Genomic DNA, 25221 nt, shown 5'->3' with positions numbered 1-25221 from the left:
CTCACGACGCCATCCCCCTTGGCATACCGCGAGGCCCAGGTCGTCACCATCGACGCGACCTGTTCGCTGGTTACCACGGTGCATCAGCATGCGGAGGCCGTGTGATCGGGCTCGAAGCGGCACCTGATGTGGTGCTTCAGCCAAGGCCGAGTTCAAAGGCTGGCAGGGTCGCTTATAGGCCGTGACCGATACTGCCTGGGACACTTCGCTGCGGCCAGTGCATGGGGCCCGGCTCCGCATATTGCTGTGAACAAGCGGTGCAAGGGCAATGGCTGAAGACTGTTCTGCATCAGGGCGTGTGCTCGCAACGTCGGCATGCAGTGATGACATCGTCGGATCTTGGCACCGAGCTGCCGCACAGTGCATCATCCTCCTGTCCTGCGTCAGCCCACGACCGTCCACGTGTCGTTCCCCGTCAGCAGCTGCCCCAGGTCGCCCTTGCCGTGCTGCTCCACCGCCGTCTCCAGCTGGTCCGCCATCAGCGTGTCGTACACCGGCCGTTCCACCGACCGGAACACCCCGATGGGGGTCTGGTGGAGGGTGTCCGGGTCCGCGAGCCGGGAGAGCGCGAAGGCCGTGGTCGGGGTGGTGGCGTGGGCGTCGTGGATCAGGGTCCGCGACTCGTTCTCGGGGGTGACCGTGACGACCTGGAGGTCGCCGGTCGCCTGGTCGCGGATGACACCCTTCTCGTTCTCGGCGCCGAAGCGGATCGGCTGCCCGTGTTCGAGGCGGATGACCGCTTCCTTGGCCTGGTCCTTGTCCTTGAGGACCTCGAAGGCGCCGTCGTTGAAGATGTTGCAGTTCTGGTAGATCTCGACGAGTGCCGTGCCGTTGTGGTCGGCGGCCTGCCGCAGTACCTCGGTGAGGTGTTTGCGGTCGGAGTCGACCGTGCGGGCCACGAAGGAGGCCTCGGCGCCGAGGGCGAGCGACACCGGGTTGAAGGGCGCGTCGAGCGAGCCCATCGGCGTCGACTTGGTGATCTTGCCGACCTCGGAGGTGGGCGAGTACTGGCCCTTGGTCAGCCCGTAGATCCGGTTGTTGAAGAGCAGGATCTTGAGGTTGACGTTGCGCCGGAGGGCGTGGATGAGGTGGTTGCCGCCGATGGAGAGTGCGTCGCCGTCGCCCGTGACGACCCAGACGGACAGGTCGCGGCGGGAGGTGGCGAGGCCGGTGGCGATGGCCGGGGCGCGGCCGTGGATCGAGTGCATCCCGTAGGTGTTCATGTAGTACGGGAAGCGGGAGGAGCAGCCGATGCCGGAGACGAAGACGATGTTCTCCTTCGCCAGGCCCAGCTCGGGCATGAAGCCCTGGACGGCGGCGAGGACCGCGTAATCACCGCAGCCGGGGCACCACCGCACCTCCTGGTCGGACTTGAAGTCCTTCATGGACTGCTGGGCCTCGGCCCGGGGGACCAGGTGGAGGAGGGGCTCACTCATCGATGGCCTCCTTGAGAGCGGCGGCGAGCTGCTCGGCCTTGAACGGCATGCCGTTGACCTGGGTGTGGCTGCGGGCGTCGACCAGGTACTTCGCCCGGACGAGGGTGGCGAGCTGTCCGAGGTTCATCTCGGGGACGACGACCTTCTCGTACTGCTTCAGGACCTCGCCGAGGTTCTTCGGGAAGGGGTTGAGGTGCCGCAGATGGGCCTGGGCGATGGGCAGTCCGGCAGCCCTGAGGCGGCGGACGGCCGCCGTGATCGGCCCGTAGGTGGAACCCCAGCCGAGGACCAGGGTCCGCGCGCTGTCCGGGTCGTCGACCTCGATGTCGGGGACGTCGATGCCGTCGATCTTGGCCTGCCGGGTGCGGACCATGAACTCGTGGTTGGCGGGGTCGTACGAGATGTTCCCGGTGCCGTCCTGCTTCTCGATGCCGCCGATGCGGTGTTCGAGACCGGGGGTGCCGGGCACGGCCCAGGGGCGGGCGAGGGTCTCCGGGTCGCGCTTGTACGGCCAGAAGACCTCGGTGCCGTCGGCCAGCTCGTGGTTGGGGCCGGTGGCGAACTGCGTCCGTAGGTCCGGGAGTTCCCCGACGTCCGGGATGCGCCAGGGCTCGGAGCCGTTGGCGAGGTAGCCGTCGGAGAGCAGGAAGACCGGCGTGCGGTACGTGAGGGCGATCCGGGCCGCCTCGATCGCCGCGTCGAAGCAGTCGGCGGGCGTCTTCGGGGCGACGATCGGGACCGGGGCCTCGCCGTTGCGCCCGTACATGGCCTGGAGGAGGTCGGCCTGCTCGGTCTTGGTGGGCAGACCGGTGGACGGGCCGCCGCGCTGGATGTCGACGATGAGCAGCGGCAGCTCCAGGGAGACCGCGAGGCCGATCGTCTCCGACTTGAGGGCCACACCGGGGCCTGACGTGGTCGTCACGCCGAGAGCACCGCCGAAGGCGGCCCCGAGGGCGGCGCCGATGCCGGCGATCTCGTCCTCGGCCTGGAAGGTCCGCACACCGAAGTTCTTGTGCTTGCTGAGCTCGTGGAGGATGTCCGAGGCCGGGGTGATGGGGTACGAGCCCAGGTACAGCGGCAGGTCCGCCTGGCGGGAGGCGGCGACGAGGCCGTACGAGAGGGCGAGGTTCCCCGAGATGTTCCGGTAGGTGCCGGTGGGGAAGGCCCGGGTCGCGGGGGCGACCTCGTACGAGACGGCGAAGTCCTCGGTGGTCTCGCCGAAGTTCCAGCCGGCCCGGAAGGCGGTGACGTTGGCCTCGGCGATCTGCGGCTTCTTCGCGAACTTCTGCCGCAGGAAGGTCTCGGTGCCCTCGGTCGGCCGGTGGTACATCCAGGAGAGCAGCCCGAGCGCGAACATGTTCTTGGAACGCTCGGCCTCCTTCCTGGACAGGCCGAACTCCTTGAGCGCCTCGACGGTCAGCGTGGTCAGCGGCACCGGGTGGACCCGGTAGCCGTCCAGCGAACCGTCTTCGAGGGGCGAGGTCGCGTAGCCGACCTTGGCCATGGCGCGCTTGGCGAATTCGTCGGTGTTGACGATGATCTCGCCACCGCGCGGTACGTCCCCGATGTTGGCCTTGAGGGCGGCGGGGTTCATCGCGACCAGCACGTTCGGGGCGTCGCCCGGGGTCAGGATGTCGTGGTCGGCGAAGTGGAGCTGGAAGGACGAGACGCCCGGCAGGGTTCCGGCGGGTGCCCGGATCTCGGCCGGGAAGTTCGGCAGCGTGGAGAGGTCGTTCCCGAAGGACGCCGTCTCCGAGGTGAAGCGGTCACCTGTCAGCTGCATACCGTCACCGGAGTCACCCGCGAAGCGGATGACCACCCGATCGAGACGGCGCCCGGGCTTCCTTCGCTGGCTGGGGATCACTGGGCTGCTCAGTGCAGTGTCTGCAGGGGAGTGTCTGGACAGTGGTGGCATGCCGGTGTGCTTTCGTGAGCGAGCGGGTGGCTGATTCTGGCTTCCTGGATGCAGACGGAGATCTGCCGGGCGATGCCTGGCGCGGTGAGGCCGATCTCGGCAAGGACTTCCTCCCGCTTGGCGTGGTTGAAGAATCGCTGCGGGATGCCGAAGTTGCGCAGGGGCACGTCTACAGAGGCGTCGTGCAGCTCCTGGGCGACAGCGGAGCCCACGCCTGCAGAGCGGCTATTGTCCTCGACGGTGACCACCATGCCGTGCTCAGAGGCGAGAGCGGGCAGCGCAGGATCAACGGGCTTGACCCAGCGAGGGTCGACGACCGTAGAGCTGATCCCCTGTGCTTCGAGCAGCTCCGCAGCTTCTATACAGGTGGAGGCCATGGCGCCCACAGAAACAAGCAGCACGTCGGCACGCTGGGTGCATGGACTGCTCTCGCTGGCGGGGGCAGTGCTGCCACGCAGTACGTCCATGCCGCCGATGCGGCCGAGAGCGGGGACGTCGGGGCCGACGGCGCCCTTGGGGTAGCGGATGACGGTGGGGGCGTCCTCGACGCCGGCAGCCTCGCGCAGCTGGGCGCGGAGCTGGCTGGCATCCCTCGGCGCGGCCAGACGCAGACCGGGGACAACCTGAAGGATCGACATGTCCCACATACCGTTGTGACTGGCGCCATCGGGGCCGGTGATGCCGGCACGGTCCAGTACGAAGGTGACGCCCAGCCGGTGCAGGGCAATGTCCATGAGGAGCTGGTCGAAGGCCCGGTTGAGGAAAGTGGCGTAGATCGCTACAACTGGATGAACTCCCCCGGTGGCCAGGCCAGCGGCAGAGACGGCAGCGTGCTGCTCAGCGATGCCCACGTCGAAGACCCTCTCGGGGAACTCCTTGGCGAAAGGCGCCAGGCCAACAGGATGCAGCATGGCTGCCGTGACGGCCACGATGTCCTCACGCTCACGTCCCAGGGCGAGCATCTCTTCGCCGAATACCGCAGTCCAGTCTCTGCCGGAGGGCTTCAGCGGCAGACCGGTGTCAGGATGGATCGCGCCCACAGCGTGGAAGCGGTCCTCGTCGCACCGCTCGGCGGGGCTGTAGCCACGGCCCTTCTCGGTGAGGCAGTGGACGATGACGGGTCTGCGGAAGTCACGAGCCTGCTGCAAGGCGGCTTCCAGGGCGGCGATGTCGTGGCCATCGACGGGACCGATGTACGCCAGCCCCAAATCCTCGAACACCGTGGGTGCCGAAGAAAGGTCTACGGTTCCTCCGCTGCCGTGGGGGGAACTGGGGAACGGCCGCCCCGAGACGCGGCAGCCGTCTGCCTGGTCCACGCTGTCCCGCGCGGGGCGAAGAGCGGCCAGATGGCTGGCGAGGCCGCCTATGGTCGGTGAGTAGGAGCGCTGGTTGTCGTTGACGACGACAATGACGGGACGTTCCTTGGCTGCGGCGATGTTGTTAAGTGCCTCCCAGGCCATGCCTCCGGTGAGCGCCCCGTCACCTACGACGGCGACGACAGGGCGGTTATGGTGCCCGAGCAGCTGGTTGGCCTTGGCCAGGCCATCTGCGTAGCCGATGGCGGTGGAGGCGTGCGAATTCTCGATCACGTCGTGCTCGGACTCTGTACGTGAGGGATAACCGGACAATCCGCCACTCGCTCTGAGCCGAGAGAAGTCCTGGCGGCCTGTCAGGATTTTGTGCACGTAAGACTGATGGCCGGTATCGAAGAGGATACGGTCGCGGGGAGAGTCGAATACTCTGTGCAACGCAATGGTGAGTTCGACTGCACCGAGGTTCGGCCCCAGGTGACCTCCAGTCTGCGCGACATTGTCCACCAAGAAGCTGCGGATCTCTCCTGCCAGGGACTCGAGTTCCTGACCGGTGAACGCGTCCAGCTTCCGCGGGTTCGTGATAGTCGGCAGCAACGGCCGGTGCTGGCTTGGGCGCGGCGCTGAAAGGATTGGCGAAGCCTCCTCATGGCAGTCCATAGTGCGCGCGGAGGCCAGGGAATACGGTTCCATCAAGACTCCTACCTTTCCCGTTTTACGATGAATGTGGCCAGCATGGTGAGCTGTTCCTCAACCTCGCCAGGAATGTGCACCTCGCTCAGGGCAGCCACTGCTGTGGCGTGCTGGCGACGTGCCTCGGCTTCCGCGAACGCACGCCCGCCAGCGGCTTCGATGAGCGCGGCGCGCTGAGCGAGTTGATGCTCATCGTCGTCTGAGGTGTTCGGGTCGGTGAGCAGGTCGGACAAGCGGCGGGAGGCGGTGCCGCCTTCGGCGAGAGCGGCACAGACAGGCAGGGAGTTCTTGCGCCGCCGCAGGTCTCCCCAGCGTGCCTTGCCGGTGATCTGCGGGTCACCCCAGATACCCAGTAGGTCGTCTACTGCCTGGAACGCAAGCCCTAAGTGGTACCCGTAGCGGTACAGGGCGTGGGAGACACGGTCGTCAGCACCCGCCAGTACTGCACCGATCCGGCATGCACAAGCCAGCAGAGCCCCAGTCTTGCCGCCCTCCATCACCAGGCACTCCTCAACAGTGATGCCCTCGGTCTTTTCAAAAGCCAGATCCTGGCACTGACCGTCAATCAGCGCACACGTCGAGCTGGTGAGCTGCTGGACGGCACGCAGGGTGTCTTCAGGAGCGCTGCCTCGTTCCGTGGCCTGCAAGAGCACCTGCGGGGCAAGCGCCAGCAGGGCGTCGCCCACCAAGATCGCCTGAGCGGAGCCGAAGACCGACCAGGCCGTCGGGCGGCCCCGGCGAGTGTGGTCGCCATCCATGATGTCGTCGTGAAGGAGGGAAAAGTTGTGAACCAGCTCTATGGCCACCGCACCCGGGATCCCCACCTCGTCTGTGGCGTCGGCGGCCTGAGCGGACAGCAGAACCAGGGCGGGACGGACTGCTTTGCCCGCGTCGTCGGCGGTGGGGCGGCCGTACTGGTCGTTCCAGCCGAAGTGGTAGCCGGCGATCGTGTTCATAGGGGCGGCTAGCCGGCCGACGGATTCACGCAGGGCTGGTGTGTACCGGGCCCGGCTGTATTCCAGCAGCGCAGGTGCCGAGAGAAAAACTGTGTCTGCCATGGTGGACGCATTCCGTCGTATGTGAAGTGCGGGGAGAGTGCTACTTTGAGGCGATCACTGTGACGGTGGGATCGCCTTCTCCGCCCATCTGGCCGGCGAGTGCGAGGGCTTCGTCAATCAGGGTTTCCACGATCCTCGACTCTGGCACGGTCTTGATCACCTTGCCTCGGACGAAAATCTGTCCCTTGCCGTTACCCGCTGCCACGCCCAGGTCTGCCTCCCGGGCCTCTCCCGGACCGTTGACCACACACCCCATCACTGCCACGCGCAGCGGGACAGTCAGCCCGTCAAGCCCAGCGGTGACTTCCGCCGCCAGCTTGTAGACATCCACCTGTGCACGCCCGCACGACGGACACGAAACGATCTCCAGCCGGCGCTGACGCAGGTTGAGCGATTCCAGGATCTGGATACCGACCTTGATTTCCTCGGTCGGAGGAGCCGACAGGGAGACCCTGATCGTGTCTCCGATGCCCTCAGCCAGCAGTACACCGAAAGCAACTGCTGACTTGACGGTTCCCTGGAACGCCGGGCCGGCTTCAGTCACCCCCAGGTGCAATGGGTAGTCGCAGGCGGAAGCCAGCTGCCTGTAGGCGTTGACCATGACGACTGGGTCATTGTGCTTCACCGAGATCTTGATGTCCCGAAACCCGTGCTCCTCGAAGAGAGAGCATTCCCACAGAGCTGATTCCACCAGAGCCTCGGGGGTCGCCCGTCCATACTTCTCCAGGAGTCTATTGTCCAGAGACCCGGCGTTCACCCCGATGCGGATCGGCACACCTGCCCCTGCAGCCGCACGGGCAATCTCTTTGACCTTATCGTCGAACTGCCTGATATTCCCGGGGTTCACCCGCACGGCAGCGCAGCCCGCGTCGATTGCTGTGAAGACGTACCTCGGCTGAAAATGGATGTCGGCGATCACGGGAATTTGGGACTTGCGGACGATGCCGGGCAGTGCCTCTGCATCGTCCTGCGAGGGGACCGCCACCCGGACGATCTGACACCCCGCCGCGGTCAGCTGCGCGATCTGCTGGAGCGTGGCATCGACGTCTGCTGTCACGGTCGTGGTCATCGACTGCACCGACACGGGTGCGTTGCCGCCCACCGGAACGTTTCCCACCATGATCTGCCGCGATGTGCGCCGAGGGGCAAGGGACTGGCTCGGCATGGCGGGCATGCCCAGCGAAACCGTGGTCATGAGATCCCCTCAACGGCGTCATCGCTGGCGGGGGCTCCAGACTCTGCCACACCAGAGCCGCCGAACAGCTCCTCACGGGTGCGGGCCAGCTCGCGCGGGAGCCCGAAGCGCTGGGTCTCGGTGGTCGTCTCCACCGTCTGAACATCGTTCCAGCCGCGTTCGGCGAGCCATGCCAAGACATCGTTAACCAGCACCTCCGGTACAGAGGCACCGCTAGTGAGGCCGATGGTGGCGACGCCCTTCAGCCAGGCTTCGTCGATCTCGCTGGCGGAGTCGACCAGACAGGCGGCTCTGGCCCCGTACTCCCGGGCAACCTCGACCAGCCGTACGGAGTTGGAGGAGTTCTCCGAGCCCACCACGATCAGCAGGTCGCTCTCGGGGGCGATCTCCTTTACCGCGTTCTGGCGGTTCTGGGTGGCATAGCAGATGTCGTCGCTGGGCGGGGAGACCAGTGCCGGAAAGCGTTCCTTGAGCCGCCCGACGGTTGCCGTGGCCTCGTCCACCGAGAGAGTGGTCTGGGAAAGCCAGACAACCCTCTCCCCGTCTGGCACACGCACCGTGGCCGCGTCGTGCGCGTTGTCCACCAGCGAGGTGCGCTCCGGGGCCTCGCCCATGATCCCAATCACTTCCTCATGGCCCTCATGACCGACGAGCAGGATGCCGTAACCCTCCTCTGCGAAGCGCACGGCTTCCTTGTGCACCTTGGTCACCAAAGGACAGGTGGCATCGATAATGGCGAGCCCGCTGCGCTTGGCCTCACCGTGCACGGACGGCGCGACGCCATGCGCAGAGAACACCACAATCTCGCCGGCCGGAACCTCCTCCGTTTCGTCGACGAAGACCGCTCCTTTCTTCTCCAGGCTCTGCACGACATGCTTGTTATGCACGATCTGCTTACGGACGTAGATCGGTGCCCCGTACTGCTCCAGGGCCTCCTCAACAGCGGTGACTGCACGGTCCACCCCCGCACAGAAACCACGGGAACCGGCAAGCAAGACGCGGCGTGCGTTAGTTCGAGGCATCAGACATCAGTTTCTGCATCATCCATCTTGGCGGGTGGGGGGCCGGTGCTCGATATCGCAGGTATATAGAACAGAACCTTCATCTAGGTAAGTGTCCCGGCAGGATCATATTCATTCTCTGGAATCGTATGGCAGACTGGATTGAATTACTCATGCTGCCCGAGTCTGCGGTGAACCGAAATTACGGGTGGAGGAGGAAAAGTGACCTGCCTGGATACGGCAGTCCTTAAAGAGGAACATTGAAAGTGCATATGCAGCGGATACTAGTGTGACATGGCGGTTCCAACCCTCGTAGGAACGCCCTCTGAAATCCCGGATCCCGAGCCGGTCAGCAGCTTCCCCACACTCTTGATCGATGCGCTCGGGCAGTTTTGTCAGCTGGACCAGGGCGCACATATGTGCATTAGTAATGTTGGTGAGCCAGAGCTCTGCGGGCCACTCCCGTCGGCTCTGCCCCGTCGCCAGCAGGGTCAAGTCCGCAGGCCCCGTCACCTGGCGTATGCGGACTTGCACCGTTGCGGCGAGTTCAGGGTGCGTCTCCGGCTCGCGGGGCTGTGGCCGCCGAACCGGGCGAATGCAGCCGCTCCATCCTTTGACCATCTGACCCGCCGGTTGGAAGGCCCCGGTTCGGTTCGCCGGTCCTGGCTCAGCAGCCGCCAGAGGAGTGTTGTCGCTGATCCGTGCAACAAAAGGCACGCCTGCGTCATGAAACCGCTTGACCAATGAGGCCACATCGATCCGTCGGGCATCGATGACTACTGGCCTGACTGGCAGACCCCACCCGCTGGCTGTTTCCAGCGCTGCCTCAACGGCGCATTCCTCGAGGGTGCGTGCCGTCAGATCATCTGGAATCGACGCCTGGCGGCGCCGCTCCGGGTCTTCGAGCCACTTCTCCGGCAGCCGAAGCCGCCAGTTCACCGGGCTGCTGACATCCTCGGTGGAGGCCCACACACCAACGGCCTGCTGGGCGATGGCAACCTGGCCGAGTTCCGGAACGTACTGGCGCTCCGAGCCCACTGAGGTGGTGCCCCGCTTGGGAATGGCCAGGGGCACAGTCACCCAGGCTGCCGGCTGGAGGCTGCCCACCAGGTACTCGGCAAGCGCTTCACGCATCGGTGACCATTCCCATGTGGAGTTCGAGATGAAGTGATGAAGGCTCTGTGCCATGGTCGGATCGCCGTGCAGCGCAGCAATGTTGCGGATGGACCGTCGGCCGTCCGCGCCAAGCAGTCCGCGAAGATAAGCAAGGGCGTGCCGACGCTGATCACTACGATCGAGTGACTTGAACAGCACTGCAGTCAGTTGGCGAAGGGCGAAGTCCTCCTGCCGTACGCGCTGCGTCGGCAACGAGGCCGAGGAGCCTGCCAGGGTGTCGAACCCGGTCCTGCTTTCCGTCGCAGCCATGACCAGTCCTCCAGCATCGTCGCGCCTGCAGCCACTGAGATCCTGTCCGGCAACACTGATGCTGTGGCTAGGGCGCCAGGCTTGAGCGAAAGCACCTCAGGCCGCGACTGCCAGATAGGGCAAATCGGACTCTTCAACTGTGCGCTCCGGCCAGCACGACACTATGAGCAATCGATACTCATTACTGCTCCGGATGGCCGGTGGCTGCCCTGCCTACCGCCAGGCAGCAAGGTGTGATATCAGCCTCGCGCGTGACCGCTAGGCTCACTGCCGCGGAGGCGATATGCAGCAGAGACGCCGCCGACTCCGCCAGGACGATGTCTCACACACTGCGGACGATCGATCCCGCCGACGAGACCCGAGTTCGCGATGATTGCCGGGGTCGACGACGACCTGGCGGGCCCCTCCGCGCTCGCCTCGCTCTCCCAGCTCGAGTCACGCGCCTGCTACCCGCAAACGCCGCGAAGGGAAGCACCACGTCGCCGCCCTCATCGCATTGGCCCGACGCCGCATCGACGTCCTCCTCGCCATGCTCAGCGACGGCACCTTCTACCAGCCACCCACACCGGGCTACGGCTTGACGAGAGCCATAGAGGCGCCTTAAAGGCCCCGACACTCGAGCCGTCACCCCGCTGCGGCCGACTCGCTCTGCGAGCACGTCTGCCCAGCCCGCGCCACAGCACGTAGACCATCCCACAGACGCTGCCCGCGGCATCTGTGGGCAACTGGCCGGTATACCTCCGGAGCTGCCCGACTTCTTGACGGCCGCCCGCGTTCCAGGAGATCTCGGAGGAGGGCCCCGACACGCCGTTTCGACTCGCGCCGGCTGCTCGGCTTCGTCGCGAAGAAGGATCTCTCCCGGCGAGGCCTCGGAACCCTCGGGGACCGGTGCCAACGCGGGCGGGCTGCCGATCTTCCAGTACAGGACGCGATGCGGCAGGTCTACGGCCACACCGACAACTTCCCCGGCTACACCCAGCTCACGGTCAGCACGGCGGACTGCAAGCGGTCGCTGACGTTTTCGATCAACCCACAGACCAACAAGGGCCTCAAGCCCGCGCTGCTGGCCAGGGTCCGAGCGGTCCAGGAGGACCTCGCCTGCGCCCCGCTGCGACGCTGACCACGGTAGAAGCGGGCCCTGGTAGGCCTTCGGCGGCCGCCTCGCCAGCAACCGAATCTGACCTCAGCAACCAAGCCGGTTACACCGTTTGCTGGACAGACCCACGCCTCACCAACAACCCACTCACCGACTATTTCTCACCGACCTTGGTCGCGGCGGGCGTGCAGGCTCATGAGCAGGGGATGCGGCCGCAGGGTGCTGCTGAGCCGCGGCTGCGTTGTGGATTTGGGGTCGGGGTGAAGCTCAAAGCGGTTGACGATTGTGCTGAGGGCGAGGGTGGCTTCGGTCAGGGAGAAGGTGTCGCCGATGCACTTTCGGGAGCCGCCGCCGAAGGGGATGTAGGCGCCGCGGGGCGGGGCGGGGCGCTGGGAGAGCCAGCGGTCCGGATTGAAGGTGTCGGGGTCGGGGTAGATCTCGGGGCGCCGGTGGACGATGTATGGGCTGAGGAACACGTCGGTGCCGTTCGCAATCTTGTGTCCACCGAGTTCGGTGTCGGCTGTGGTGATCCGAGTGGTCAGTACCACGGGTGGATACAGGCGCATGGTCTCGATCAGGATGCGATAGGTGAAGTCCAGGCGGGGGATATCGGCCCAGGTTGCCGGCCGGCCGTCGAGGACTGTGTCGACTTCGGCTTGCAGTTGCTTCCGGATGTGGGGTTGCGTCCCGACAACGTGCAGTGCCCACGCCAGAAGAGTGGCGGTGGTTTCTGTGCCAGCCGCAAAGAAGGTGAATACCTGGTCGTGGATTTCCTGTTCGCTGAGTCGATCACCATCTTCGCCACGAGCAGCGAGAAGCGTTGCAAGGAGGTCACCGCGCTGTATCCCGGAGCGGCGATAGAATTCGATAGTCTGCTGGACGATTTCGTCCATGCGAGCGCGTGCCTGCGCGTAACGACGATTGGCAGGGGTGGGCAGCTTCATCAGCACAGGTAGCGGCGACGTTACACGTTTGAACAAGCCATCCAGCACAATACCCAGGCAGTCCATGAACTCTGAAATGGTGTCTGCATCGAGAGTGGCAGTGAACATGGTGCGTGCCGTTACCCGAGAGGTGATCTCCATCATCTCCGGAAGGACGTCAATCACTTGGCCGTCCTGCCAGGAGTCAAGCGCGGCAGAAATGTAGGGAGGCATCATATCTGCGTATTCGGCAAGACGGTCTTTATTGAAGGATGGCTGAATCAGCCGACGTTGACGCCGATGCGGCTCATAAGGGCAGGTCACCATGCCGTCACGCAACAGTGTCCGGGCCGTATCCATCACGGGGCCGCCCTTGTCGAATGTACGACTGTCGCGCAATACGAGATGGGAGAGTTCAGGGTCGCAAACGAGATAGGCGGTGCGGGTGCCGAGTCCGATCTTGACGAGATCGCCGAGTGCTGGAAGCGAGGACAGGAAATCTAGTGGAGTCCTCCGCAGAGCCACCGCATGGCCGAGAATCGGCAGTCTACGCGGAGCCATACTCAATTCCTGAGCCAGCGGCCCCGGCACCTTGACCGAGCTTTGCAGGGCCTTATTCGTCGCCATTCTTCTTCCCGTCTCGTCAGCCGCAATGAGTTGGATACTTAGGTCTCAGTTATCTTGCCTGCGCTGGGTCGCGGCGTTCTTCTCAGTCGTCTCCGTGATTCGCGGAGACGAGATCCGCCAGTTCGTGCTGGGGGCGCTCGAGTCTGGGACAGGGACCATATTGTGGCCACCTCTATCTCATCGATGCTCTCCCACCAGGTGAGAAGGTCCAGAACGCCCTGCCCTCCGCTCTGGGATCCCGGGACCGGCGGAAGGCCTTGTTGGTGAGCCCGGCGCCGGTCTCCGTCCAAGATGACAGCCAAGCGACGGAGGACGGGCGGGGCCATCTCATCGGGGAGTGTGACCATGTCTGTCACTCCCGGGGCTTGTTCCCATGGGATGCCTTCAGGTACTGGTACTGGATGGATCAGCCCCCAGAGCCGTGGCTTCTCACGGCACGACAGCTTCCAGAGGAGCCTGCGTTACACATGCTCCGTGAGAAGCCCTAGGTCTGCCTGAAATAGCCATGTTTTGTGTCAGGTCGGTTGCGGTCCCGCACACCCACGGGCCTATGCTGAACGGGCATCCTGATCGCGAACCCAACAATCTGCTGACGCGAAGAGCCGTCCAAATCGTGGCATCCGCGAATCAGCTTCAGATACGCTCAACCTTGATGCGGCTCACCGGCCCGGCGCGTTCGGCGGGGGACGTACGTCATCGGGATGCCGATGTTGATGTGGAGCACCCCGTCTCGACGACGTTCGGCCCGGTCTCGGCGTCCGCGACGGCCGACTAGGATACCGCGACCGCCACCGCGAAGGTGACATCGGTCCGCTGGCCCATGGGCGACGGAACCGCCACCTGCCCCGGCAGCCGCTACACCCCCGACCAGGGCAAGACGCCGTCCCCGATGTGCGGTCACTTCTCGAGCGTGTACGGCCAGCCCGGCGAGCGGTGCAAGGGCCGCGCCACCGCCACCTGGACCATCGAATGGGAGGCGCTCGCACTCAGAGACTCTCGGGCACCCCGACCGAGACCCGCGAGACCGTGGCCGTGGTAAGCGGCCGGGGCCAGCACTCACCACGGCGCATCACTGGACGTTCAGCGCCTGTGCCTCGACGAGGAGGCGGGGGAACACGGCCGGTTCTCCTCCAAGACCCTCGTGCCGTGGTGCCGCAAATCTCCGAAGATCAGCGAGGTGCTACCCCTGCTCCACCTCCACGGACTGTCGTTCGGTGACTTCGTGTCGGCGCTCGAAGAGTTCCTGGGTGGCGCGGCGGGTCTGCCGCCAGCCACCGTGACCCGGCCGCCGATTCAAGTGGACCGAGGGCCACTCCGCCATCCAGCACCCTGACCTGACCTACCGACTACGTCTACGTGTGGGCCGACGGAGGGGGGTGCATTGAGCTTGTTCAGCGGTGAGCCTCGAGGGTGAGGATGGCTTTGACGATTGACGTCATCCGGCTGGGGTTGCAGCGGGCTTTGCGGAGGATCCGCCAGGTCTTGACGGACGCGATGGATCTCTCAACGGGCCACCTGAGACGGGAATGTGCCCGGTTGACGCACCTCTGTTTGACCGTGAGGTCCTTGCCCGGCCGTCGCTTGTGGGGAACGGCGACGATGTCACCGGCTCCCTGGTAGCCGCGGTCGGCCAGGACCGGGATACCCAGTCGGATGCAGGTGGCGGTGATCCGGTGCTGTCGGGCCGCGGTCAGATCGTGGGCCCGTCCGGGCAGGGCGGGTGAAATCCATACCAGGGTGCCGTCCGGAGCGGTTACCACCTGGAGGTTCACCCCGTGCCGCTTTCCCGAATAATCCGTCCGGCCGTCGCCGGTCCGGTCGCACTCGGCGAGCGTCCCGTCCAACAGGGCATAGCGGGCATTGGCCGACCTCAAGGCCGCAGTCAGACCGGGCGCGAGTCCGGCCAGATGACCGATCACGGCGTGAACGTGGGTATCAGCGGTGCCCAGGCTGATCCCGAAGCCGGCCGCAAGCTGACGCAGGGTGTCGTTCTTCCGCAGGTACACCAGTGAGACCAGGGCACGCTGGGACGGCGACAGTTTGTACCTGCGGTCACCCTCCCGGGTGACGATCAGTATCGTGACCCACTCCACCAAGGCATGCGGGACATCGAGTACGGCACGATAAGGAACCACGAGGCCCCCGAGTTGAAGAGCTGCGGACGTCAGATACCCCGCTCAACAACTCGAGGGCCTCTCCCGTCATGCCTCCAAGCTGTCACCCGATCAGTGGCCACACTGAACAACCTCATTGACGCCAGAGACTCGGCAGCGCCGGGGCACGCTCGGCCAGCCTCGACGAGCGCGCAGGCCGGTTCGTAGCAGTACCCCGCCGGATTCGTCATGGGCACGGTGGATCAGCCGGGAGGCGAGGACGTTTTCGGTGCCGACTGCGGACATCGCGGGCTCGTCGAGACCCGGCATGCATGGCCTTGGCCAAAGGCGCTGCACGAGGCGGCAGGGGAAGGGCTATTGTCCCTTCCCCTGCCGCCCTCAGCTCCGGTCAGACCAGCAGCTCGTTGTGGTTTCCTAGCCAGCCACCACTGCCCCCACCGGGGGCAGTGGTGGTGCTGCTGTCCGTAGAACCGGTGGTGTCGGCCTGCACGGTGGTGGCCGGGCCAGCCACGACAACCGCCGCTACGGCTGCCGCAGCCGCGCCGGTTGCCGCCGTTCCCTTTGCAAATCGCCGAGCCTTGGTGCTCAAGTTCTTGTACCAGTTCATAATTAAGACTCCTTGGGAGGGGATTTTGCCGCGGAGAACGCCCGCAGGAGCTGGGGCATGGCTTCGCGTTGCGGGTTAGAGGTGGATGCTCGATCGGCGTCCCGGTCAGATCGGCATGCAGGGCACTTGACCTCGGCGACTCGAATCCCAAGAGTGAGGGAGGAAGATGAAAGATCGACTGAGCAATGGGTACTCATATCGCTATCCCGCATTCTGCACCCCAGTTCGGGTGAATCGGGCGAATCGGGAGAAAGGGTTGAACTTAATAGAGATGCGCGTAGCCTCTTCCATATGGCAGCAATATTTCGCCGGTTTCCTCGTCAGCTCTCTTGCCTCCAGGAGCGCATCGAGGCGAGCGTGTTCGGCCGGATACTGATCAGTTCTCTGGTCGTCGCGCTACTGTTTCCGGTATTGGAAAGGTGGTTGCCTCCTGGCCCTGTTCGTACACAAGCGGAGTCAGTTGGAGCCCCCATCCGTAACGCCGGCGGCGTGGACCAGAACTGGGGCATGTTCTCACCGAATCCGCCCAGACATGCTGAGGGCATCGACGTGATCGTGACGCTCAGCAATGGTCGTGAGGTGACTTGGAATGTCCCGCACGGTGACCCCCTGCTTAGCCATCTCTGGACCTACCGGTGGCAGAAGCTCAAGGAGAGCGCAGTGCGCCATGCGGAGATTCGTCCGGCGCTTGCCCTATGGGTCGCCGAGCAGGCTCAGCGCGATGGAGCGAGGGCAACGCACGTGCGTATCGTGCTCTCCTCTCGGAGTCTTCCGCCGCCGGGCTCCGCTGTCACCCCTCAGGAGAGCCAACAGATCCTCTACGACAAAGCACTCTGACATGACCGAACACATCACCGGGCCACGAGCTCGGCACGCCGAAACCAGCACGCCGAGTGCCACCGGTACCTGGAATACCTTCTGGTTCCAGCCACAGCCCATGACTAGCCTCGGCATCATCCGGATCTGCTTCGGACTGATAGTGCTGGTATGGACCCTCACGCTCCTGCCGGACCTGCTCACGTTCTACGGTCCCACTGGTGTAACCCCAGAGCCGCCGTCCTTCCGCTACAGCTGGGGACTGCTGCACCTGTTCCCCAGCAACCAGGCTGTGCTCATCGTATGGACCGTCATGCTCCTGGCAGCGGCTGCGCTCTCCGCAGGCTGGCACAGCCGCATCGCCGCCTCTGTCGTCTTCCTATGTCTGCTCTCCTTTACCAGACGCGATCCCGTCATCATCAACTCCGGCGACGGGCTTCTTGTCATCGAAGCTCTGTTCCTAGCCTTGGCTCCTACCGGGGCGGCATTGTCGCTAGACCGCCGTCGCACCACCGGATCCTTCTGGGACGCCCAGATACGGGCGCCGTGGACGCTCCGTCTACTGCAGATCCAAATGTGTGTCATCTACCTGACGACGGTGCAGCTCAAGCTCAAGGGCGAGACCTGGCCTGACGGTACGGCCGTCTCCTATTCGCTGCGGCTGCCCGATCTGGCGAATCTGTCGCCACCGGAGTGGATCGTTACCCAGCCGCTGCTCATGCAAGCCGCAACCTGGGGCACCCTCGCCCTCGAATTCGCCCTAGGTACCCTGGTATGGAACCTCCGCCTACGGCCCTGGATCCTCTCCGCCGGAGTCATGCTCCACCTATCGATCCACGCAACCTTGACAGTCGGCTTCTTCAGCTTTGCCATGTTCATCCTCTACCTCGCGTTCATCCCCCCTCGCACAGCAGACGCATACGCTGGCCGCCTTCACCGTTGGCTGGCCTTGAAGCACCGGCGATGACCAACCCCTTCAGGACATCGCGCCCAGCGCTTCGCCGGCAGCGACCTGCAATTCCGAGACGCCGGGCTTTGGCCCGTGAGATGCCGCGACGCCGCGATATATACGTGGCTGCCAGCCGCGGGCGTTGGCTGGGGCGTCTGTGCTGCGCAGAACGGCACTGATCGGCCTGGCGGCCGCGGCTTGCAAGAGTGTCGCGCCGGGCACGGCCACGTGACCCAGGTCGTCCTCGACGCAGGCCTCGGCGACGGCCGCTCCACCCGCAAGAACATGCTGCTCACCCGTCTTCACTGAGACGTCAGGCTCGGGGCGCAACCACGAAAGCCTTACGAGAGGCTGCGTGACCGGGCTCGAAGCGGATCACCTGATGTGATGCTTCAGCCAAGGCCGAGTCGCCGGCTGCGGGCGTCGTGAACGGCCTGGTGCAGACCCTGTACATGGGGTTCGCCAGGACGTACGCGGTCTTCGCGGACAGGTCCATCGCCCTCGTGGGGCTCTTCCTCTGGCAGGTGAAGGGCAGAGTGCCGCGGTTCCACGGGAAGTTCGACGAGACGGCGGCGAAGGATATGTGAAAGGGTCCCTTACCGTCGCCACCGCCGTCCGGGCCGGCGCCCTCGCCGTCTACGCCTCTGCCCGGGTCGCCCCGGAGGATGCGACCGAGGCGGACCTCCAGATCCTCGCCGCCGCCCCGGAGGTGCAGTTTGGAGGCGTACGGCCGGACCGGGACCTGCTTCGACAACGCCGTCGCGGAGAGCTTCTGGGCCCTGCTCGAAGAAGAGATTGGCACTCGCGTCCGGCCCGACCGGGCCACCGCCCGCTCCGAGGTCTTCGCGTTCATCGAGAGCTTCTACAACCACCGCCTGCGCAGGCACGAGAACTTCAGTTACCTCACCCCGACCGAAACCCGGCAACGGCACCAGCATCCTCGCGGCAACATGAACGAGTGTCCGGGATTACGGGAAACAGGCCAAGGGTTCGTTGCAGGTTGAGGTCCAGGCTGTTCAGGTGGAGGCTCGTGTAGACGTGCGGACCTGGTGGGTGAGCTGGTTCAGCGCGCGAGACCCGTTCCGTTGCAGAAGGTTCGGCCGGTGAGGTCCAAGCAGAGGGCCCGGGGGCTCCCGGCCAGTGCCGTGGTGACGGCCCGGTTGACCAGCGGAGTGGTGGCGAGGCCGAGTCCTCCAGTCAGGCAGAGCGGGACGGTGTCCCAGCACCACGGGGTGTGGGGTCTAGGGCCAATACCGGTGACTTTGGTGGGTGTTGGTCGTTGGGTGTGGTGTGCCGAGGCCTGGGCAGGTGAAGTCGTCGGGTGGCCGGTTGTCGGACCGGATCGCTCTGGGTGTGCTGACGCGGGTGTTTCCGCCGGAGTTGGCGGATGAGGTGGTGGCGGAGTGCGGGCGGGTCGAGCAGCGTTCACGGCTGTTGCCGGCCCGGGTGGTGGTGTATTTCGTGCTCGCGATGTGCCTGTTCTCCGGGCAGGGCTATGAGGAGGTGGCCCGGCTTTTGACGCAGGGGCTCGAGCGGGTGCGGCGGTGGGACAAGCCGTGGCCGGTGCCGACGACGGCGGCGATCGGGCGGGCCCGCCGGCGGTTGGGACCGGAGCCTTTGAAGGTGCTTTTCGGCCGGGTGTGCCGTCCGGTCGCGACGCCGGAGACGGTGGGTGCCTGGTATCGGCGGTGGCGTCTGGTCGCGGTCGACGGCACCGTCTTCGATGTCCCGGACACCGACGCCAACGGCGCCTTCTTCGGCCGGCCCGGCTCGGGCCGAGGTCAGCAGCGTAGTGCGTATCCGCAGGTGAGAGTGGCTGCTCTGGTGGAGTGCGGGACGCATGCGGTGTTCGCCGCGGCGACCGGCCCGTTGACGGTCCACGAACAGCACCTGATCCCCGGCCTGCTGGACCGCCTCACGCCGGGGATGCTGCTGATGGCCGACCGCGGCATCACCGGCTTCGGCCTGTGGCAAGCCGCGTCCGCCACGGGTGCGGACCTGTTGTGGAGAGTCCGCAAGAACATCGTCCTGCCGGTCCTGGAGACCTTCGAGGACGGCTCCTGCCTCTCCGAGATCGTGGCGAGCGGAGATCGCGGCCGCCGCGATCCGGCCCCGGTCCGTGTCATCGAATACCGGCTCGACGGACACGGCGAGGACACCGTCTACCGTCTGATCACCACGGTCTGCGACCCCGACGACGCACCCGCCGTCGAACTCGCCGCGCTCTACCACCAGCGGTGGGAGATCGAGAACACCCTGGACGAGATCAAGACCCACCAGGGCGGCCGGCAACTCGTCCTGCGCTCGGAGTATCCCGACGGTGTCGAGCAGGAGGTCTACGGATTCCTCCTCGTCCACCACGCACTGCGCGACGTCATGCACCACGCGGCATCCGAGGCCGGCCTCGATCCCGACCGGATCTCCTTCACTCGCACCCTCAACGCCGCCCGCCGCCACGTCACCGACCAAGCGGCGCTTTCCCCCCTCACGACTCCACCAAGCCCTGACCCACACCATCCGTGAGCTGCTCGAACGACTCCTTCCGCCCCGCAGACGACGCTCCAACCCCCGTGTCATCAAACGCAAAATGGCCAACTGGCACCTCAAACACACCGACCACCGCAACCCACCCCCACCACCGACTCACACCGTCACACTGGTGCCACCCACCAAACCAACCACCAGACGCCTTAAAACCGCCTAAATCACTAGTATTGGGTCTAAGGGTCTGCCGATCATCAAGGTGTTGCTTTCAGAGCTCGGGCTCGTTGGTGTCGTTTGCGCATCCCGGACGAGACTCGTGATCAACTTGCCGTGAAGTTCGCGGTGTTGTTCCCACACCTGGACGAACGACAGCGGCGGCTGCTGATGGCCGCGGAGGCCCGAGGACTGGGCCATGGCGGCATTCGGGCCGTGGCCCGGGCGGCCGGGGTGAGCGGGACGACGGTTCGCAAGGGCATGTCCGACCTGGAGACAGGCCAGTTCCTGACCGGGCGGGTGCGGCGGCCGGGCGGCGGACGCAAACGCGTCGCGGACCTCGACCCTGGACTGCGGGGTGCCCTGCTGAGCCTGGTCGAGCCGGACGAACGTGGTGATCCGATGTCGCCGTTGCGGTGGACGACGAAGTCGACCCGCACGCTGGCGGCCGAGCTGACCCGTCAGGGTCACCGGGTCGGTGCGGACACCGTCGCCGGTCTGCTGCGGCAGGAGGGGTCCCGCACCGGACTGCGGGTGAAGGCCGAGCTGGACACCAACACCTACCCCACCGGCGTCGGTGTCGGCGACGCGGAGATGGCGGCCCTGCCGCTGACCCGGCACACCTTCCACGGCGAGTGGAACTATGCCCTGCACCCCCAGCCGAGCCCGGCCGTCCCGGCAGCCCGCAACGGCCGGCCACCGACACCGCCGTGGCACTCGGCGCTGCTGTCCGACCCCGAACTGACGGGCCTGACTCCACACCAGCTGCAGAACCTCATCCACATCCTGGCCGCGAAGGGCCTTCCCCGCCGCGGACGCCCACCCCGCCTCACCTTCGCCGACCAGGTCCTGGCCACCGTGCTCCACCTGCGCGTCAACCTGGCCGCGGAACCTCTTGCCGTTCTGTTCAACAGCAGCCGCACCGCAATGCACCGCACCCTGCTGAAGATCAGGAAACTGCTTGAAGCACAGGGCATCATCATCTCGCCGGCCGTCATCCCACCGACCGCCCTGCCAGCCCTTCGAGCCCGAGTGGCCGCCCAAAGCAGCAGCCCCAACAGCAAGATCAAAGCGGCAGGTTAATGATCGGCAGACCCTTAGTGATGCGTGCCTTCACCGCGGACACGCTCAACACAAAGTGGTGCGGCGACATCACTTACATGGCCGTCGGTTCGGCCTGGCTTTACTCGCCACGGTGATCGACATCTGCTCGAGGAAGGTCGTGGGCTGGTCAACCGCGGACCATATGCGCACCTCGCTGGTCACCGACGCGATCGCGATGGCCGTGGCCGCCCACGGTGGCCGGGTCCACGGCGTCGTCTTCCACACCGACAGGGGCGCTCAGTACAGCGCGGCAGCCTTCGCCGAGGTCTGCCGACGGCACGGCATCCTCCGCAGCATGGGCCGGGTCGGCTCGAGCTACGAGCACGCTGTCACAACTCGTCGCATGAAACCCGGTGTCCACTCCCCGGGATCAACCTCACTTGGGCTTGATCCGCTTTGACGGACATCGGAGATCAGGGGCTTGGGCCCCGGAAGGATGATGTTCATCATGGAGAGCATGGGGAAGAAGAAGGCGCGTCCTCGGCGCTCGTTCACGTGGGAGTTCAAGGCCGAGATCGTCGAGCTGTGCCGGCGGGGTGACCGCTCGGTCGGTCAGGTCGCCAAGGACTTCGACCTGACCGAGACCGCGGTCCGCGACTGGGTCCGCCAGGCCCAGGTCGACGCCGGTGAACGTGACGGCCTGACCAGCAGCGAACGCGAGGAACTGGCGGCTCTGCGGCGGGAGAACCGCCGCTTGCGCGAGGACGTCGACATCCTCAAGCGTGCGACGGCTTTCTTCGCGACGGAGACCCGGTGAACGTGGACCCGTTCACCGAGGCGGAGAAAACAGCAGGTCACACCGTCAAACGGACGTGTGAACTCCTCAAGGTCTCCCGGACCGCCTACTACGCCCGCCGCAACGGCACCCCCGGCCCCCGTTCGGTGAGAGACGCCGAGCTGACCGAACAGATCACAGCCGTCCACCAGCAGTCCCGCGGCACCTATGGCGCCCCGCGCGTCCACGCTGTCCTTCAGCGTGAAGGAGCCGGCTGCGGGCGGCGCCGGGTCGCCCGTCTGATGCGACAGGCCGGCCTGACCGGCCGGCACCGCAGGCGCCGCCACCGCACCACCGTTCCCGACCCGCACACGGTGACCCGGCCTGACCTGGTGCTTCGCGACTTCCAGCCCGACCCCGCCGCGATCGACACCCGCTGGTGCGGGGACATCACCTACATCGCCACCGACGAGGGCTGGCTCTACCTCGCCACCGTCATCGACATCGCCTCCCGCCGCGTCGTCGGCTGGGCCACCGCCGACCACCTGCGGACCGAACTCGTCGCCGACGCCCTCACGGCCGCCTGCCGAACCCGCCGCCCGGCCAGCCCGGTGATCTTCCAGTCCGACCGCGGCTGCCAATACACCAGCAGTGAACTCGCCACCCTGGCAACAGATTTCGGCATCAGGCTTTCAGTCGGACGCACTGGCCAATGCTGGGACAACGCCCTCGCCGAATCGTTCTTCTCCACCCTCAAGAACGAGCTCGGCGACAGCCGGCCATGGCCCAGCCGGGCCGCAGCCCACACCGCGATATTCGAGTGGACCGAGAGCTGGTACAACTTGCACCGGCTCCACAGCAGCCTCGGCTACCGCAGCCCCGCCGAATACGAGACCGCCCTCGCAGCCTGACCACCACACCAAACGTGTCCGTCAAAGCGGAACAAGCTCACGACGAGGAACCCTGGCCGAGACCCGGCAGACGACTTACCCAAGCCCCGTGACCTGTGCGGGTCACCATTCGGGTCACCATTGCCAAGGGCGGACCCGAGGACCAGGAGCGCGATTCCGGCCGCCCTGGCCGCGTACGTCGCCGATGCGGCGTGTACGTCACCGTGATGGCGTACAGCCGGGTCTTCGTTCGCCGGTTGCGGCGGCCCCGTCGGAACGGTGAGACGTGGCTCTGCCAAGTGTTCGAGCGGCGGGGGCCGGTCCGATTGCTCGACGGGTCGCCTGGTCGGTCGCGCGGTGAGTTGCCGGGCCGGTTGCCGACCTGCACGAGTGCATCCTGCGTCCGCGCAGGTCACGGGCTGCGGGTCGCCGGATTCCGGAGCCGACACCTCTGATTCGCCTGCAGTGCCAGGTGAGGTGTCTTCCTGTTCCTCCCTGGGGTGGTGGGGTACGGCCTGGTGCTCCGTCAGGCTGCGTAGCCCGCCAAGGGTCTCGCTGCTGGCCGGCGGCCTCGGGTGCGGGCGCATCCCCCGGGCAGGCTGTCCCGTGCTCTCGCGGGGCCCGTATCTCCCGCTGCGCGGCGCTTGAGATCATGGGGGCATGACCAGCACTGAGCCATCCATGACAGATGCGCAGCAGCGGAGAAACGAGCTGCAGGCGCTCCACCGGCGCCAGGTAGACGCTCTCGATGCCTATGACAGGGCACTTGAGCAGACTTCTCTTGCTCAGGCTGCCCTCACCCAGTCTGTTGTCGAGGCTGTGAATGTGTTCGGGGGTATTGGCATGGCGACAGAACTGCTGGGCATTACGGCCAAGGAAGCGCGTGCTCATGTCGCGGCTCATGAGGCGGCGGTGAATCAGCAGTCGGATCCGGTTGCCGGATCAGTCTTGGAAGCTGGCGACGGCTGAGCGGCCCTGGGCCTGCATGGGGCTCTGGCTTCAACGGCCTGGCGAGTCATTGCAGACGGCAGGCTGTTCAGCGGTTCACCTTCCTGGTGCCTGGCCATCGGCGGGTGCGCGGGGAGCGGCAGCCGGAAACCGGGTGGAGCCTGTAGTGCCTGCCGGCGTCGGCTGCCCGGATCCCGTTGCGCAAGGTCTCCGGGTTGACCCTCAGATCCGCGGCGGTCTGCTCGGTCGGTGCCCGTGGTCGTCGAGGTGTCCCGGCACGGCGAAGTGGGGCGGGATTATCTCCCGCCCCACTTCGTGGCCCGGCGCACGTGGCGTCCCCTGGTGCGGCCGGACAGACCGGCCCGCGTGTCAGGGCGGGGCCGGGGCTATGAGGTGCGTCAAGCGGCGATGCGTGCCCAGTGGGTGGTGCCGCTGGGGTGTGTGCGGGTGCCGTGGGTTTCGGCGAGGGTGTCCACGATGGTGGGGCCGTGTTCGTCGTCGGCGCGAGAGGTGGTCCTTGTGCCTTCTGTCTCGACGGGGCCGCCGTCGGTGACCCCTACCCAGACTCGGCTGCCGGTCCGCTCGCGGTGCAGGTGCAGTGCGAGGGGCGGTGCGGCGTGCTCGACGGCGTTGGTGACCAGTTCGGACACGACCAGCAGTACCGCATCGCTGGCCACCTGCCACTCGTCCAGCACCGCCTGCGCTGCGTGCCGGGCGGTTCGGACGGCCTGCGGCCGGTGGTCCAGGGCCTCGGTCACGTCATTGCTGTCCACGGGCGGGCGCGGAGCGGGAACCCGCACGCCCTCGCCACCGGTCTGGCCGGTGATGATGGTGTTGTATTCGGTGGCGTACATGACGATCACTTCCGAAGAACGGCTGCTTTTCAGCCCTGGGTTTCCGTCTCTGTACTGACCACCTTCCTCCGGCCGCCGAGTGGGTACCTGAGCAACACATACCCAAAACGAGACATATCCGGCGCATGTGGTGTCCCAGGTGGCGGGGAGTGGGGCAGCGCCGGGTGAAACCCGGAGGGCCTGCCTGCGTTGCCGGGTCTCCGGGCCAGTCCCTGTCTCCTGGAGCGGCGGCGGCCGGGGTGGCGGGGGCTGCCAGGGGGTGTGAGGTACGGAGTGGGCCCAGGGGGCCGGGTTACCGTCGAGAGCGGCGTGCAGGGCTGCGGCGAGTTCGCGTGCCCAGGGTTCGCTGTTCACGTCGTGGAGCACGTAGCAGACCGGACCACCGAAGGAGCCGGAGCGGATCTGTCGGGCACGGAGCAGGCGGGTGACGGCCTGGCGGACGCTGTCGTGCGCCGCGGTGTCGATGGTGTGCCGGGGTGTGGTGAGTGTGCCGGCTTTGACTGTCCACCGCGGGCCGTGGTGTCGATGGCGAGGAACACCGCCCGCCGTTCTTCGGCGGCGGAAGGCGGTGTTGAAGGCCTCGACGCCTGTCGCGTCTGGGATGAGAGGGCGGGCAGGTGACCGGGAGCAGCTGCATCGGATCATCCTCCCCGGCGACGGGAGAACCACCGGGTTGACGCGGCCCGTGTCCCTGGGGCACCAGGGGCGTTGGGTTGTGTGGTGTGTGCGCGGGTCCGGGCACCCCGCGGCCGGACCCGCGCCGTCCGCGGCCCCGATTCCACGCCCGGCGTCGGGGCCGCTCCTCAGATCCGCGGTTCTCTCCTGGACCGTGTGGCCGGCCGCTCCGG

The 25221-nt window shown here is 66.0% G+C and carries 20 protein-coding genes and 2 pseudogenes; 10 read left to right on the top strand and 12 right to left on the bottom strand.

The genetic code is table 11. The features are described 5' to 3' along the window. Positions 1-383: 383 nt before the first annotated feature. From OG462_RS00580 to OG462_RS00550, 7 genes are all read right to left on the bottom strand, one after another. Positions 384-1436, bottom strand: coding sequence for a 2-oxoacid:ferredoxin oxidoreductase subunit beta (locus OG462_RS00580; protein ID WP_406053551.1), 1053 nt, complete (start codon positions 1434-1436; stop codon positions 384-386). Continuing rightward, positions 1429-3351, bottom strand: a complete 1923-nt coding sequence (locus tag OG462_RS00575; RefSeq protein WP_406053549.1) for a 2-oxoacid:acceptor oxidoreductase subunit alpha — start codon at positions 3349-3351, stop codon at positions 1429-1431. Before OG462_RS00575 ends, OG462_RS00580 begins: the two co-directional genes overlap by 8 nt. Further along, complete coding sequence (dxs, locus tag OG462_RS00570; protein WP_406066275.1) at positions 3309-5321, bottom strand: 1-deoxy-D-xylulose-5-phosphate synthase; 2013 nt, start codon at positions 5319-5321, stop codon at positions 3309-3311. The genes OG462_RS00575 and dxs overlap by 43 nt, the downstream gene beginning before the upstream one ends. 41 nt (positions 5322-5362) lie before the next feature. Next, positions 5363-6412: a polyprenyl synthetase family protein gene (locus tag OG462_RS00565; RefSeq protein ID WP_406053547.1), complete on the bottom strand. Its 1050-nt coding sequence runs from the start codon at positions 6410-6412 to the stop codon at positions 5363-5365. A 40-nt stretch (positions 6413-6452) separates the two neighbouring features. After that, positions 6453-7607, bottom strand: coding sequence for a flavodoxin-dependent (E)-4-hydroxy-3-methylbut-2-enyl-diphosphate synthase (gene ispG / locus OG462_RS00560; protein ID WP_406053545.1), 1155 nt, complete (start codon positions 7605-7607; stop codon positions 6453-6455). Continuing rightward, entirely contained in the window at positions 7604-8629 is a 1026-nt protein-coding gene (locus tag OG462_RS00555; protein WP_406053543.1) for a 4-hydroxy-3-methylbut-2-enyl diphosphate reductase, read from the bottom strand. Before OG462_RS00555 ends, ispG begins: the two co-directional genes overlap by 4 nt. 150 nt (positions 8630-8779) lie before the next feature. Further along, positions 8780-10033 carry an IS701 family transposase gene (locus OG462_RS00550; protein ID WP_406053542.1) on the bottom strand — a complete coding sequence of 418 codons (1254 nt, stop codon included), beginning with the start codon at positions 10031-10033 and terminating at the stop codon, positions 8780-8782. A 931-nt stretch (positions 10034-10964) separates the two neighbouring features. Here OG462_RS00550 and OG462_RS00545 point away from each other — a divergent pair. Next, positions 10965-11153, top strand: a complete 189-nt coding sequence (locus OG462_RS00545; protein WP_406053540.1) for a hypothetical protein — start codon at positions 10965-10967, stop codon at positions 11151-11153. A 137-nt stretch (positions 11154-11290) separates the two neighbouring features. Here OG462_RS00545 and OG462_RS00540 read toward each other — a convergent pair whose 3' ends face one another. The 3 genes from OG462_RS00540 to OG462_RS00530 form a co-directional block, all read right to left on the bottom strand. Continuing rightward, on the bottom strand, positions 11291-12679 hold the full coding sequence (locus OG462_RS00540; RefSeq protein ID WP_406053538.1) for a cytochrome P450: 1389 nt from the start codon (positions 12677-12679) through the stop codon (positions 11291-11293). Between the two features lie 1391 nt (positions 12680-14070). After that, entirely contained in the window at positions 14071-14814 is a 744-nt protein-coding gene (locus OG462_RS00535; RefSeq protein ID WP_406053536.1) for a transposase family protein, read from the bottom strand. A 367-nt stretch (positions 14815-15181) separates the two neighbouring features. Continuing rightward, positions 15182-15400: a hypothetical protein gene (locus tag OG462_RS00530; protein ID WP_406053534.1), complete on the bottom strand. Its 219-nt coding sequence runs from the start codon at positions 15398-15400 to the stop codon at positions 15182-15184. 291 nt (positions 15401-15691) lie between these two features. Between OG462_RS00530 and OG462_RS00525 the strand changes: the two genes are divergently transcribed. Further along, complete coding sequence (locus OG462_RS00525; RefSeq protein WP_406053532.1) at positions 15692-16237, top strand: hypothetical protein; 546 nt, start codon at positions 15692-15694, stop codon at positions 16235-16237. A 1-nt stretch (position 16238) separates the two neighbouring features. Beyond that, complete coding sequence (locus OG462_RS00520; RefSeq protein ID WP_406053530.1) at positions 16239-17183, top strand: HTTM domain-containing protein; 945 nt, start codon at positions 16239-16241, stop codon at positions 17181-17183. A gap of 295 nt (positions 17184-17478) precedes the next feature. On the opposite strand, the gene OG462_RS00515 is transcribed toward OG462_RS00520, so the two are convergent. Beyond that, positions 17479-18018: a hypothetical protein gene (locus tag OG462_RS00515; RefSeq protein ID WP_406053528.1), complete on the bottom strand. Its 540-nt coding sequence runs from the start codon at positions 18016-18018 to the stop codon at positions 17479-17481. Positions 18019-18455: 437 nt separating this feature from the next. Here OG462_RS00515 and OG462_RS00510 point away from each other — a divergent pair, with 437 nt between their 5' ends. The 7 genes and pseudogenes from OG462_RS00510 to OG462_RS00480 all read left to right on the top strand — a co-directional run bounded on the left by OG462_RS00510 (position 18456) and on the right by OG462_RS00480 (position 23540). Then, positions 18456-19688: an IS4 family transposase gene (locus tag OG462_RS00510; RefSeq protein ID WP_406053526.1), complete on the top strand. Its 1233-nt coding sequence runs from the start codon at positions 18456-18458 to the stop codon at positions 19686-19688. A gap of 345 nt (positions 19689-20033) precedes the next feature. After that, positions 20034-20378, top strand: a pseudogene (locus OG462_RS00505) (ISAzo13-like element transposase-related protein); the annotation flags it as partial. Continuing rightward, on the top strand, positions 20361-20945 hold the full coding sequence (locus tag OG462_RS00500; RefSeq protein WP_406066273.1) for an ISAzo13-like element transposase-related protein: 585 nt from the start codon (positions 20361-20363) through the stop codon (positions 20943-20945). The pseudogene OG462_RS00505 and the gene OG462_RS00500, both read left to right, overlap by 18 nt. 14 nt (positions 20946-20959) lie before the next feature. After that, positions 20960-21297, top strand: a pseudogene (locus OG462_RS00495) (DDE-type integrase/transposase/recombinase); the annotation flags it as partial. A gap of 117 nt (positions 21298-21414) precedes the next feature. Beyond that, the gene (locus OG462_RS00490) at positions 21415-21723 is read left to right on the top strand and encodes a transposase (protein WP_406053524.1); all 309 of its coding nucleotides are present in this window, start codon (positions 21415-21417) and stop codon (positions 21721-21723) included. Further along, the gene (locus OG462_RS00485) at positions 21720-22592 is read left to right on the top strand and encodes an IS3 family transposase (RefSeq protein WP_406053522.1); all 873 of its coding nucleotides are present in this window, start codon (positions 21720-21722) and stop codon (positions 22590-22592) included. The genes OG462_RS00490 and OG462_RS00485 overlap by 4 nt, the downstream gene beginning before the upstream one ends. A gap of 639 nt (positions 22593-23231) precedes the next feature. Then, positions 23232-23540 (top strand): hypothetical protein, encoded by a 309-nt coding sequence (locus OG462_RS00480; protein WP_406053478.1) that lies wholly within the window; start codon positions 23232-23234, stop codon positions 23538-23540. A 377-nt stretch (positions 23541-23917) separates the two neighbouring features. Here the strand turns inward: OG462_RS00480 and OG462_RS00475 are convergent, their stop codons facing one another. Then, positions 23918-24373 carry an ATP-binding protein gene (locus OG462_RS00475; protein WP_406053520.1) on the bottom strand — a complete coding sequence of 152 codons (456 nt, stop codon included), beginning with the start codon at positions 24371-24373 and terminating at the stop codon, positions 23918-23920. Positions 24374-25221: the final 848 nt, after the last annotated feature.

Origin of the sequence: Streptomyces sp. NBC_01077 (assembly GCF_045162855.1) — a bacterium.
In the GTDB taxonomy this organism is placed as follows: domain Bacteria; phylum Actinomycetota; class Actinomycetes; order Streptomycetales; family Streptomycetaceae; genus Streptomyces.
Note: the sequence above shows the minus strand (reverse complement) of the source record. Positions and strands in the feature narration are given on the sequence as shown.